Origin of the sequence: Pseudomonas sp. LAMO17WK12:I1, from assembly GCF_900177315.1 — a bacterium.
Classification (GTDB): Bacteria; Pseudomonadota; Gammaproteobacteria; order Pseudomonadales; family Pseudomonadaceae; genus Aquipseudomonas; species Aquipseudomonas marginalis.
The window spans coordinates 184475-197412 of record NZ_FWZV01000010.1; the positions used below are offsets into that span (position 1 = coordinate 184475).

7 protein-coding genes are annotated in these 12938 nt (G+C 57.1%); 1 reads left to right on the forward strand and 6 read right to left on the reverse strand.

Features of this window, described 5'->3' with window-relative positions:
• Positions 1-4 precede the first annotated feature (4 nt).
• The 4 genes from B9N88_RS20195 to B9N88_RS20210 form a co-directional block, all read right to left on the reverse strand.
• A complete protein-coding gene (locus B9N88_RS20195) occupies positions 5-1807 on the reverse strand; it encodes a hypothetical protein (RefSeq protein WP_027605789.1) in 1803 nt (600 codons plus the stop codon).
• A 55-nt stretch (positions 1808-1862) separates the two neighbouring features.
• Positions 1863-4082, reverse strand: a complete 2220-nt coding sequence (locus B9N88_RS20200) for a hypothetical protein (RefSeq protein ID WP_143491262.1) — start codon at positions 4080-4082, stop codon at positions 1863-1865.
• Between the two features lie 49 nt (positions 4083-4131).
• Entirely contained in the window at positions 4132-5619 is a 1488-nt protein-coding gene (locus tag B9N88_RS20205) for a hypothetical protein (RefSeq protein ID WP_027605790.1), read from the reverse strand.
• A gap of 138 nt (positions 5620-5757) precedes the next feature.
• Entirely contained in the window at positions 5758-7215 is a 1458-nt protein-coding gene (locus B9N88_RS20210) for a hypothetical protein (protein ID WP_027605791.1), read from the reverse strand.
• 264 nt (positions 7216-7479) lie between these two features.
• On the opposite strand from B9N88_RS20210, the gene B9N88_RS20215 reads away from it, so the two are divergent.
• Positions 7480-10218: a hypothetical protein gene (locus B9N88_RS20215; protein WP_143491263.1), complete on the forward strand. Its 2739-nt coding sequence runs from the start codon at positions 7480-7482 to the stop codon at positions 10216-10218.
• A 102-nt stretch (positions 10219-10320) separates the two neighbouring features.
• Here B9N88_RS20215 and B9N88_RS20220 read toward each other — a convergent pair whose 3' ends face one another.
• Positions 10321-11271 carry an alpha-E domain-containing protein gene (locus B9N88_RS20220; RefSeq protein ID WP_027605793.1) on the reverse strand — a complete coding sequence of 317 codons (951 nt, stop codon included), beginning with the start codon at positions 11269-11271 and terminating at the stop codon, positions 10321-10323.
• A gap of 2 nt (positions 11272-11273) precedes the next feature.
• Positions 11274-12683: a circularly permuted type 2 ATP-grasp protein gene (locus B9N88_RS20225; RefSeq protein ID WP_027605794.1), complete on the reverse strand. Its 1410-nt coding sequence runs from the start codon at positions 12681-12683 to the stop codon at positions 11274-11276.
• Positions 12684-12938 lie beyond the last annotated feature (255 nt).

The window sequence follows — 12938 nt, forward strand, 5'->3', positions numbered from 1 at the left end:
ATCCTTACGGTATGTCTTCGAATCCGAAAATGCCTCGGCGAGCAATACGCAGCGTCACCACACCGGAATAGCGCTGTGGAACACCGTGACGGTTGACCTCCCAATAGACTTTTACGATGCGATTGAGGTTGTCCGATACATACTTCGCCGGGACTTTGATTCGAGCTTCACCGGGTGTGGAAATATGCATCAGCATGACAATGCGGTTCACCGGGCCAAACCAGTGCAGTCGAACATGCTGGCCGACAGGCGGGTCAGGGATGGTGACCCAGACGCCCTCCGGTACCAGGTCCGGATCAAGGTAATGGCCGGCAACCTTGTCGACTACCGGAGCGGCCATGGGCTCCAACGGTTTCCCCACCAGCAGGCTTTTGCGCGCAGACTCACCCAGCAGCCGCCCATCAGTACCATTGACCTCGTAGTGCATTTCGGAAGGGCGCCCCTCGAATCGCTTGATTTGGGCCACGGGCAGTACGAACTCAATGATGTCGTGCTCCGGGCGCTCACCTGCACTGCGGGTGAAGCGGTATTCCACGCTGCCGTCTCGGTCAGGCAAGAGCCAGACCAGTGTGATCAGGTCCCACGGTTTCCAGCTGGCCTGGTAAGGCACGTAGGCTTGCCCATCTTTCGGTACAGGACGTATTTCAGCGAAGGGCATGGTGTCGATCACATAGGGCGCTGGCCACAGAACCGTTGCACCTTTGACACTCACGTAGGCAGCTTGCGAATACATCGTCGTTGAACCGACATATTTGCGCAGGGTGTAATACAGCTTGGCATGCCCCTGGGCCAGACCGCCCATGAACGCAGGAGGGATCGGAAAGTCATAGATCGCGTTGATCCGCTCCACTGGGCGTTCCTCGCGATGTGTGACAGTGTTTCCTTGAGCATCGGTAGCCCTGAAGACAAATTCCAGGGTATCTCTCGTCTCGAAGTAATCCGCTGAAGCAAACACCGAAGCCGTGACGGATTTGCCTGCCAGCTTCTCCAGGTCAATGACCCCGGTTTGCGGGTCAACCTCGGCGCTGTAAGGCTCTCTCAAAATATCGCGTTGTGCATATACCCATACCTTGCTGACGGCAGACCAGCGTTCAGCCGGGTCAGTGAAGTTACCGGTATGCCCGCACACCTGAAGCCTCACGTTCAGTTCTCTGCCGTCGCGGGCGGCCATGACTTTCGTGTAAGGCACTATCAGGCTGACCGCATGGTTCAGATCTGACTCGGTGAGTAAATAGGTGACCTGTTGATCTCCCCAGCACAGCAGGACCTGGTCTCCCGGAGCCGCGTGGGCGTAAGGCATCAGCGTAATTTCGATATTTTCGCGGGCCCTGGCTTCACTGACGCCGTTAACCAGCACATCGTCAGGCAGATAGATGACCAGTCCCTGGTGTCCTGGCCTGGAAGGGTCGGGGTCGTGGCCGCCCGGACGTGCAAGGTCAACCCGTAAGCGCAGGGGTAGGGTAGACGCGCCCGAGGCGTTGATCCGGCACACCAACGGGTCTATCCATTGAGGTCGGATACTGGCTGCCGGCAGGAGAATTGGCAGCCATTCACGCTGGGTATCCCCGGGCATGACAAAGGTGTGAGCGACGGGAAGGATAGGGTCGTTGCTGAACAGTTCGAGCAATTCACCGGGTGATGTGCGCGAACTGGTTTTCACGTAGACAACCTGCGGGGTTTCGATATTCCTGAGGCCCAGGTTGCCGTCGACCCCCACATCACCGGCCGCGGCCGGGTGGAGCCTTGGGATGTAAAGATCGCCTAGTTCGGCGGTGGGCGCAGGGGGAGGGGGGACGACGTTGGACATGGAGTGGCTCCTTTCTATAAATCAACGGGTAAGACACCGAAAGGCAAAGTTCGGGCTAGAGGCGTCTGAAGCGAATATCGTCAATTTCGTAGTCGTTACCACTGGTAGTCACTACATGACTATTGATGTAAAGCACGACATAAGAACTGTTAGCGAGGAAACTTCCCGAAAGTGTTCGCCAGTTTACTAAGTCGGTGAGCTGGGTGGGCGCTGTGACAGCGCCTTGAGTGGTACTCAGGGAGAGGGAAGGGACTACATATAGGCCGCGGAATCTTCTGGCTTTTATACTGAATTCGTATCGATGACCTGGTAGCAAGTTGGCAAATCCTTGGCTGAGGATTACCCCACTTTTATCCCCGGGGGTGTTTGTAAAGTTATGGAAAACGGTGTTGGTGGCATATTTTCTAAACTCAATATCACGCCCTCCATTGACCGCAGGGCCTGGCACCCATCCGTTTAAGTTGCTGTTGTCGAAGGTGGTGAGGTGGTCGAAGCCTGCGATTACGCGCAACGCGAGAATCGGGGAAAATCGCCTGGGAACATTGGCCCGGGCCAAACTGTATTTCAGCCTTATGGATCTATCGAGGTTTCCAGTGATGAAGTTACGTTCGATAGGGATTTCCAGTGTTTCCCCTGCCTGGTCATTATTTAACTTCATCTGAACGGAGGTGCTGATGACATCTCCATCCAAATCCAACTTGATCACATCGTCGCCCAGACTGTCGGTAAGCGGGAGCGTAACCATCAAATGGGTGCCAAAATTATCCGGGTCCAGATAGTTACCCGAAGCGCTGTCAACCCTTACCGCTGGCAGTGTCCTTGTAGGCTCGCCCACTTGCAGTTGAAGACGTTGGGATTGCCGATGGGGTGACTGGTCGATGCGTTCGTAATACACCTCGACAGGCAATGTATTAAAGCGCCTGACTTGTGCATTCGGAACGGTAAATGAAAGTTCCCGGTCGTCCGGAATAGGTCCCAGCACAAACTCTTCAGCAAAGTTAACCGAGTGTGCGGCCCATACTATTCGGATGCGTGTGGTGGCGGTCCAGCCAAATTGGGCACGGTATTTAACCGTGGCATTTGAGTTTGGATTCAATTCTCCGTCTGGCGCTTCTACGATGCTCGGTGCGGGCCAGGCGATGAACTCGCCCTTAACCGTTACCCGTACTTTTCTTGACGGCAACCATACATCATCTCTGGCCTTATAGAGGTTGTAGTACATAATTGCAGTGCCGCCGACGATTGCGCTGACGATTTCGTTGGGCACGTCGAAGTCTTCGATGAAGTTGACAAGGTTGACGTCTCTCTCCTCGCCATGGAAAAAAGGCAAGTTGTAAGTGTCTCGGCCCTCCCATTCAAATGCAATTTTGTCGTTGCGCTCGAAAAAGTCGTTATCGATGAATATCTGGACGACTTGTGCGGCATCACCCAACTCATCAAGTTCAACGGTTTCTCCGGCTTGCTTAAGGAACGGTGGCCGTGGCCGCAAGAGCCCGAGGTTGACTTCTACTCGCTGTGTCTCCGACCAGTTCGATTTGGAATCGGGATCAGCCGGGTAGTTACCGCCCACATCCTTGATTTGCATGGCCACCGGCATGTTCACGTAATGAGGGTTCTCTTTGATCTGCTCGGGGGAAATGAACATTTCAAATGGCCGTTGCACCTCACTGGCCGTCACCACGTGTTCGATGAGAGTGGAGCCCCAGGCGATACGGCAGGTGTCCCACTCGGCCATATTTTCCCAAGGGTGGATTTCGAGCACTACACCGCGATCTGCCCGGGCCATATCCACGTGGCTGCCGGCCTCCAGGTCGGCAGGCAGAAAAAACACCAGGCCCTGGTTACCGTCGGCGTCCGGGTTCGGATCAGGGTGCGCCGGGCGACTGCGTTTCACCCTGAGCTTCAATGGTTTGGTTTTAGAGCGGTTGCCGCTGGGGCGCTTGATCAGGCAATAGACTTCGGCCCACTCCGGCAGAATTTGCTCTTTATTCACCGTGAGGCTGAAAAACCGGTTCCCCAGGTTGTCCGGTTGGATGATGAGGTAATCCACCGGGGCTTCAGGGTTGTTCCAAATCAGGTAGATCTCCGTGTCCAGCACTACCCCCGGGAACGCCAGGAGCAGCACCTCCAGATTATGTTCCACATGTCGTGCGCCCAGTGCGCCGTCAGACTGGGTATCCCCTACAGGAGGGGGCTCGATACCGCTGATCAGCACTGGGCCCAGGTCGTGGTCATTGCGGGGACGGCGGGCCGGGGTTCTGGTTTTACGGGACATGGTCAGGCCTCCAAGAGGGGCGGTGTGGCTGATAGAAACCGCAGCGGCTTCATCTCCCACGGCCCGGCGCACCAATCCGTACTTCCTGGCGTAACGATTCGTTTAGCGATGTACTGCGCGCCAGAATATTTTCGGGCTCATACACGTAATAGAGTTCAGGGGTGGTGCCGTTGAACCTCAAGAGATGTTCATAGGGAATCAGACGTCTGATGGGCACGCCTTCAGGCACCTGCCCCACGGTAAACAGGTCGTCGTAGAGGATCAGGTCATGGCTGCCCGGTATCACGTAACGCATAAGCAACATGATGTTGTCAGTGGGCCTGCGCCATGCGTACCAAGGAATTTCGACGGCGGCACCACCGGTGGGGATGGGGTTGACGACATGGGAGGGGTATCGCAAAAAAATAGGCGCCTGCAATCGGATGATCGCGTCCTGCACGGTGGCAGAGGCGATTTTTGAGTAACCCACGATATTGAGCCCTTGGAACAGGATAAAGCTGATCTCCACTTTGCCACCGGCCACGGCACGCACTTTGTCATGAGGTACGAAAAAATCATGAGGCCGGCCGGCCGCTTCGATGGGGATGTATTGATCGTGCAGTACCCGGCCCCCCAGCTTTGGGTAGCCCTGGTAAGACACAAAATACGTGTAGCCAACAGGGCCCTCCCACGGATAAGTGAACAACTGCATATGCAAAGGCCCGCCGTTAAGTGACTCAAGGTCGATCAAGCCTGGATAGTTCTGGGTTGCGAAGATAGGCGCGGCATAGTTGGCGCTGCCCACTTCCACGAGCACCGGGATGTTGCGCGAGCGGGGGGTGGATACGTTGCGAACGGCGTCGACAACCTGGAAACTCACCAATCGATTGGTGCCGTTACCGATCTGGATAATCTGATCGCGGTTGAGTTTTATCTCGGTCTGTTGGCCGACACCGGTTACCTGCTGAGAGGGGGCTAAATAACTACCAATCTGGCATTCAATGCGATCCAGTGGATGCATATTCGGATAAGGCTCGAAGGTTATGGTCACGCCTCGCTCGGCCTGAATTTCCCTGATCTCCGTATCGGATATTTTGAAATTGAGTGCGGAATGGCCGGGAGTGATGTGGTCCTGATCCTCGCCGGCCGGGAGGGTTCGCTTGACCATCAGGGTCAGCGGATAAGAGAGGTCATTGGATGGGCCGCCGGTGTACCACACCCTGTACCCCAGTATCAGATCCCCATTGGGGAGGTCGCTGTCCGAAATGGCAAAGGAGAAGCTGCTGCGGGCTTCTTCCCCAGGTTCCAGGGTTTTCTCTGCAAGTACCTTCATCCCCACTATAGAAAGCACCTCAATCTTGTCTCCGGGTTTCGCGGGCCAATTCTTGTCCACCGACACGGTCAGGCCTCTGGCCAGCAACCAGAGCGGAATACCACCGTCATAGCCCGCAAATGCAGGGGACATCCCAGGGACTCGCAGCGTGTCAAGAAACTTGGGTTTGACCGGCGAGGCCTTCTTGGGTTTGGTCGTGGCCGGCTTGCTGTTCTTGGTAGGCATGGCTTTCTCCAATAGAAAGTTGTCACGCGTGACAGGAAATGCTCCTGCGCTTGGACCTATCAAACGCCGTTAAAGAAGGATTTGGCTACTGTCATAATTAACAGGTGGCGACGGGCGGACGGCGCGCAACACGCCCGGTCAGGAACCTTGCAGGATTTGCACTTGACGGCGCAGCGATTCGTTCAAATCCACGGAGCGGGCCCTGACAACAGAGGCGGACTCGGATTCGTACACGAAATACAGATCAGGGGCGTAGCCCACGAACGGTTGAAGATCCGTACCGGTGAGCGCCCACTGAACCGGCTGCCCATCCGACCAGAACGATCCCACCGGCTTCGTCACGCTGAAGAGGATGATTTCGTTGAGTGACTTCACGTAACGCAGGATCAACGTGAGGGTATCTGTCGGTTTGCGCCAGGCGTACCAGGGGATATTCACAACGAGGGAGTTTTCTATGAACACCGTATCTTCAGGGTATTTTTCGAAATAGGGCGCCTCCAATCGAATGACCGACCCCACGACTTCAGCGCAGGTCTGCTTGGAAACGTAAGGGGTCAAGTCGTCTGCCCGGATCAGTTCATAACTGATCGCCACCCATCCTCCGGCCGCAGCACGGACTTTGCTGTAGGGCACTTCATGATAGGTCGCGGTGCCAGCCCTGGTGATCACTTCGATGCGTCGGTGCACCACCTCACCTCCAAGCGGAGGGTAGGCCTTGAAGGTGATCACATACCAGTCTCCCGTCCTGCCGATGTGCCCAGGGGTGTACATGCCAACCTTCAAGTTGGCGCCATTGAGTCTTTCGATATCGATATAGCCCGGCTGATCGTCGGACTGGATGAATGGGCCTTCCCGTTGCGCATTGTCGAGCGCCACCACTACGCGGGTGTACTTGGATCGTGGTGTTGAGGCGTTGCCGACGAGGTCGACGATGTAAAACCCCACCAGCAGGCCATCACTGTCACCGGCTTTAATCATCTGGGCGTGATTAATCACAATAAGGGTCGCCTGGCCGACGCCTGCAACTTTCTGCACGACGTTCAGGCTGCCCCATTGGAAGTGGATGCGATCGCTTGGATGCATATTCGGGTAAGGCTGAACGATTACGCTGACGCCTTTGGCTGCCTCGGGCGGATAGACTTCCAGGGCCGAGAGTGTGTATTTGAGTTGCGAGTGACCCGGCTCAAGCTGATCCAGGTCTTCGCCCGCCGGCAGTTCGGTTTTTACCAAGATACTCAGGGGATAGGATGCCTCGTAGTCGTCGCTGCCTCTGTAATTCACCACGTAACCCAGGCGTAGTTCTCCGTCGGGCAGCTTTTCCCGTGGAATGGAAAAAAAGTAACTGTGGTGTTGTTCCTCTCCCGCCCGGACCGGCTTCATCGCCAAGGACGTCATACTTGGCATCATGACGATATTGATGATGTCGCCAGGACTGGCAACCCAACTGTTATCCACTCGGACCGTCAGCCCGGAGACCATCAGCCAGTCGGGAATCCCTCCGTCGTAACCGTCCACATTGGGAGTCATGCCCGGGATCGACAGGCGAGGAAGCTGCTTGGGCTGCCCAGGGGAGGTCTTGGCGCTTTCAGTGCTCATGCTCTTTATTCTCCTGAACAAGTCCCTGAATGGGGGGGCTGACGCTGTTAACGATTTACCTGCCTCTGGCGATATCAAATACCCACGTTTTCGCGCTGACAACTGTCAGAATTCACAGGTGCTGACAGACGGTCGTGGGTATCTAAGGTGCCACGCCATCGGTCGCCACCTGTTAATTCTGACAGTTGCCAACACCCTGCTACTGGATGTCTGATTTCTCTCAAACCCATGCCCAGTGCGCAGGGGAATGCCGAGGAAACCAGCATGGCCAAGTATCGCGCTCAACCTCCCAGTCTGATCTCCGAGCTGCCCCCGGTGGATATTCCGCTGATGCAACCGCCGATTGCAGGAGATTTGGAGGAGGCCGACGGGGGGATTGGTGTGTCGCATACCCTGAGACCCCTGGTCGTGCATATCGACAGACCAAGCAGTACGCCTGAAGGAACGTTCTTCGAATTGTTCTGGGGCGGCGGTGATCCGGTCGCGTACAACCTGATCCGCGAGGGCGACCAGAACCTGACGCGCATTCCCTTCACCGTGCCCTATGACAGTATTCGCGAGCCGTGGGCAGATCCGGTGTACGTCCGGGTTATTCGCAGCAGCGGAAACGAATCCCGAACCCAGCCTTTGCGTTTGAGGGTCAACCTGCAACATCCGGGTGGACAAGACCCCAATCCCACCCCCGGAAATCAAGGCCTGGTATTTGAGTTGCCGGATGATGTAAGGCTTGGTGGGGTGAGTGCCGATCGGGCCAGGCAGGGTGTGGAGGTGATCGTCAGGCATTGGCTGAACATGGCCGCCTATGACCTGCTTATCCTCGTCTGGGGCTCGGTGCGAATCGAGCGGTTGATCCTGCCCGCCGAAGTCGGGCGGGATATCACCTGCATGCTCGACGAGGATGCAATCAAGGAAGCCGGGGACAGCGACTTGCTGCCAGTGGCCTTCCAGGTTCGCGGACCGACCGGCAACTACCCCGATCCCTGGGCGCCCTGGTCGACCACGGTATTGGTTTCGGTGTACCTGGCAACTGACCGCCTGGACGCACCCTGGGTGCAAGTACCCGAGACCGACCGAGAAATCGATCTGGAAATACTCGGCACTCGGGACGCACAAATCGGCCTGACCGTCGGCGGGGCCGATGCTCGTGTCTACAGTCATGTTTTTCTGTACTGGAACGGGGTAAGTGCCCAGGGCAGTTCGGTTCATTACTTTGAGGATCGGCCACTGTCAGGCGCCAAGGGTTACTTTTTCAATATCGGCAACGCTTTGGTCAGTGCGATCGCCCAAGGCAGTGCGGTGGTGTACTACGAGTTGAAAGGCGCTGGCTTGCCTGACAAACGCTCGCATAACCGTTATCTCACCGTGATCGGCGAGATTGTCAGATGGCCGGCACCGACCGTAGACCAAGCCCTGGGAGAGGATCTGGACCCAGGCTTGCCGTTGATTACGATCCGCTTCCCTGTGCAGGCGAGTTGGGTCAGCACAGACAGGGTACAAGTGACCATCCTGGCCAGCGACGCCGGCGGCACCGTCGATTACACGGCAGGACGGCTCGTGGGCCAGGTTGCCCCCGGCGATGATATGACGTTCGATGTGCCGGGCACTGAGCTCAAGCGTTTTGACGGGCGTTTTATCGACGTGTTCTACAGCGTGACACGGGGCAATGAACTGCCTCAGGAATCCCTGCGCCAGCTATATCAGGTGCACCTGCCGAATGAGATGCCTGTTCCCGAATTGATCCAAGCCACAGGCTCAGGTGTTTCGGTGACCCTTGCGCCGATGAATGCGCAAAATGGTGCAACGCTGAAAGTCAGTTTTTTGCCGATGTACACCACTGACAGCATCAAGGTCACGATGGAAGGGACTGCCGGTGCGGGGTCACCGGTTATTGCGGCGAAGAACGGTTTGACCAGTGGTGTGGTGACGTTTGATATTCCCAAGACGGCGATTGCGGCGAATATCGGCAATACCCACACGATGTTTACCCTCAAGTACGAGCTCACCCGTGGAAATGTCGTTCGGCCGTCGTCGGTGTTGACGGTAACAGTGACCCCGATACCTGCGAGCGAACTGGCGGGAACCGTAATCCAAATCAATGAGGCCAACCCAGCGACGAAGGTGCTGGATCTATCGACCGGAACGGGGAACAGGAGACTGCGGGTCGGCACCTGGCCGTTCATTACGACCAATTCCCCGGTCTGGATTGAGTTCAAGGGTTTCAAAAGCGGAGGGGCGGCGCACAACCTCAAACATTGGAACGGTGGGGGGGCCTATGTGAATACGACCTGGTTCAACCAAGGGTGGTGGGAAAGTCCAATCAGTTATGCGGCCTACTTGAAAGAGTTAGGGGACAACACGCAACTGACACTGCATTTCAAGGCAGCTTTAGTTCCTGGCGTGACGGAGGCCAATGCCATTGTCTTCCCGCAGGTGACCTACACCGTCAAAAGTGCTCCGCCCCCGTTGGTATTTGATACTTCTCCAGCAACGCTGGCTGGTAAGGTGTATGTGATTCGAGGGTACTCACATGCGCTTCCATCCTGGCCTGCCGGAACGACCATGCAACGGCAGGCAACAGGAGGACAGCCGGATTACTATTATTCATCTTCCAATCCAGCCGCCGCGTTTGTGAATCCCACCACAGGTGTTGTCCAGGTGAGCGGAAGAGGTGTTACGACGATAACGGTCCGAGATCAAAAGCAACAAACTGCAAGCTATACATTGACCGTGACCAACGCTATTGCGGTTATTCCACTTGCTCGAGATTTTCTTGAGGATGTTCGTAATGCGCTTGCAAGGGAAGGCGCAAGTATGCCGAGCATGGCTCAGTTACGCGAAATTTATAATACTTATGGGGCAAGATGGCCATTGGACAGTGATGCTCACTGGTCTAGTGATAGAGCGCCTGGCGATAACAGCTATTATTGTTTGAAATTTTCCGATGGCAGCCAAAGCGCTGTAGACGGTCGCTTCAGAGGGTCTGCCGTTGGAATAAAGGTATAACGTCTACGAGGTAATACAGTTGAAAGGCGAAGCAGGTTACGTTGAATCAATCTGCTTCACCTTATCTGAATCCTAAGCACGACATACAGTCAGCAAGCGCACTCAAACAACCTCCAGGTAAGAACTATGGATCGCCCGCGCCACCCCCCGCACCGTTTCGATGAATTCCGTGAGACGGCTATGCAACCCATCCTCCAGAATTTCATCAATCCCCGTATACCGCAGCCGCGCCTCGAACTCCGCCGCCAACCGCTGCGCCGTGCGCCCGTAACTGCCGGGCAGGTCGGCGAGGATATGACTCAACTCTTCGATACAGGCATGCAACGAACGCGGCACATCGCTGCGTAGCAACAGCAACTCGGACACCGACCGCGCATTCAGCGCATTCGGATACAACTCCGTATACGCCTCGAACGACGATAACGCGCGGAGCAGGGCGCTCCACTGGTAATACCCGCGTGCCGACAGGTCGCTGACTTCTTCCGACTCTTCGCCGAACATCTCGTAGCGCGCGTCCAGCAGGCGCAGGGTATTGTCCGCGCGTTCGACAAAAGTGCCCAGGCGAATGAACCGATAGGCGTCGTTGCGCATGATGGTCCCCGAGGTCGCGCCGCGGAACAGGTGCGAACGCTGCTTGACCCAGTCACAGAAGTGGCTGATGCCATGGCGTGCCAGGCCGCCGGCGGCGATGCTGCGCATTTCCAGCCAGGTGGCGTTGAGGTTTTCCCACATGTCGGCGGTGATGCGCCCGCGTACCGCATGGGCATTGCCCCGCGCGGCGCGCAGGCAATTGTAGATGCTGGCGGGGTTTTCTTCGTCGAGGGCGAAGAAGTGCAGCATGCGCTCGGCATCCAGGGTTTGATGGCGCTCCAGGTAACTGTCCAGGGTGCCGCTGCTGAGCAACGACATCGCCAGTTCGTCCAGGCCATCGCTACGCCCGGCCTGGGGCATCAGCGACAGCGAATAACTGACTTCGAGCATGCGCGCCAGGTTCTCGGCGCGTTCCAGGTAACGGGACATCCAATACAGATCCGCGGCGGTTCTACTCAACATACTCAGCCCTCCACCACCCAGGTGTCCTTGGTTCCACCGCCTTGCGACGAGTTGACGATCAACGAGCCCTCACGCAATGCCACCCGCGTCAGGCCTCCCGGCACCAGGCGGGTTTCCTTGCCCGAGAGCACAAAGGGCCGCAGGTCGATATGCCGGGGCGCGATGCCGTTTTCGACAAAGGTCGGGCAGGTGGACAGGCTCAGGGTCGGTTGGGCGATATACGCATGGGGGCGGGCCTTGATGCGTTGGCGGAAATCTTCGATCTCGGCCGCCGTGGCCGCTGGGCCGACCAGCATGCCGTAGCCGCCGGAGCCCTGGGTTTCCTTGACCACCAGTTCGGCCAGGTTGGCCAGCACGTGGGACAGTTCATCGGGCTTGCGGCACTGGAAGGTCGGCACGTTTTGCAGGATCGGCTCCTCATCCAGGTAAAACTTGATCATCGCCGGCACATAGGGATAGATCGATTTATCGTCCGCCACGCCGGTGCCGATGGCATTGGCCAGCACCACATTGCCGGCGCAGTAGGCCGCGACCAGCCCTGGCACGCCGAGCATCGATTCGGGATTGAACGCCTGCGGGTCGAGGAACGCGTCGTCGATACGCCGGTAGATCACGTCCACCGCCTTGGGCCCGTCGGTGGTGCGCATGAACACCTTGAGGTCGTGCACGAACAGGTCGGCGCCTTCCACCAGCTCCACGCCCATTTCCCGGGCCAGGAACGCATGTTCGAAGAACGCGCTGTTGAAGCGCCCGGGCGTCAGCACCACCACGTTGGGGTTGTCCAGGCGGCTGGCGCTTTTCAGGGTCTTGAGCAGCAGGTTGGGGTAGTGGTCCACCGGCGCGATGCGCTGCTTGGCGAACACTTCGGGGAACAGGCGCATCATCATCTTGCGGTCTTCGAGCATATAGCTCACGCCGCTGGGGGTGCGCAGGTTGTCTTCGAGCACATAGTAGGTACCGTCGCCGTCGCGTACCAGGTCCACCCCCGAGATGTGGGAATAAATATCGCGGTGCAGGTCCAGGCCGACCATGGCCTTCTGGTAACCCTCGTTGCCCAGCACCTGGTCGGCCGGAATGATCCCGGCCTTGATGATGCGCTGGTCGTGGTAGATGTCGGCGAGGAACATGTTCAGCGCATTGACCCGCTGGATACAGCCGCGCTCGATCACGCTCCACTCACTGGCGGGGATGCTGCGGGGGATGATGTCGAAGGGGATCAGGCGCTCGGTGTCCTGCTCGTCGCCATAGAGGGTGAAGGTGATTCCCGCGCGATGGAACAGCAAATCGGCTTCGCGGCGACGCTGGGCCAGCAATTCCGGCGGCGTGTTGGCCAGCCAGCGGGAGAAGTCCTGATAGTGCGCACGGCACACGCCGTTTGCGTCATTCATTTCATCGAAGAAAGATCGAGCCATTCCAGTACCTTGTCAGTGCCGAGGGACGCATGGGGTGGCACTGCCGCTTTAAAAAACGCATTTTTTATGAGCCCGTGGCTGATGGTGCCACCGGGCCTGGTCCTTACTTTCTTATGGGGTCGGCTCTGGGTCGGGGGGTAACGAATGTTCCTGTATTCGGGCAGATGAATGGATAAAGCAATGCGTGTGCCGGAATGGGCATCCCGCGCTGATTTCCCTTTGTGGTGAGCCCGCTCACCACAACAAGCTCGCTCG

Excerpts from the sequence above, each read along its gene's own strand:
- B9N88_RS20195 (WP_027605789.1), bottom strand. The coding sequence starts at position 1,807 with ATGTCCAACGTCGTCCCCCCTCCCCCTGCGCCCACCGCCGAACTAGGC.
- B9N88_RS20200 (WP_143491262.1), bottom strand. The coding sequence starts at position 4,082 with ATGTCCCGTAAAACCAGAACCCCGGCCCGCCGTCCCCGCAATGACCAC.
- B9N88_RS20205 (WP_027605790.1), bottom strand. The coding sequence starts at position 5,619 with ATGCCTACCAAGAACAGCAAGCCGGCCACGACCAAACCCAAGAAGGCC.
- B9N88_RS20210 (WP_027605791.1), bottom strand. The coding sequence starts at position 7,215 with ATGAGCACTGAAAGCGCCAAGACCTCCCCTGGGCAGCCCAAGCAGCTT.
- B9N88_RS20215 (WP_143491263.1), top strand. The coding sequence starts at position 7,480 with ATGGCCAAGTATCGCGCTCAACCTCCCAGTCTGATCTCCGAGCTGCCC.
- B9N88_RS20220 (WP_027605793.1), bottom strand. The coding sequence starts at position 11,271 with ATGTTGAGTAGAACCGCCGCGGATCTGTATTGGATGTCCCGTTACCTG.
- B9N88_RS20225 (WP_027605794.1), bottom strand. The coding sequence starts at position 12,683 with ATGGCTCGATCTTTCTTCGATGAAATGAATGACGCAAACGGCGTGTGC.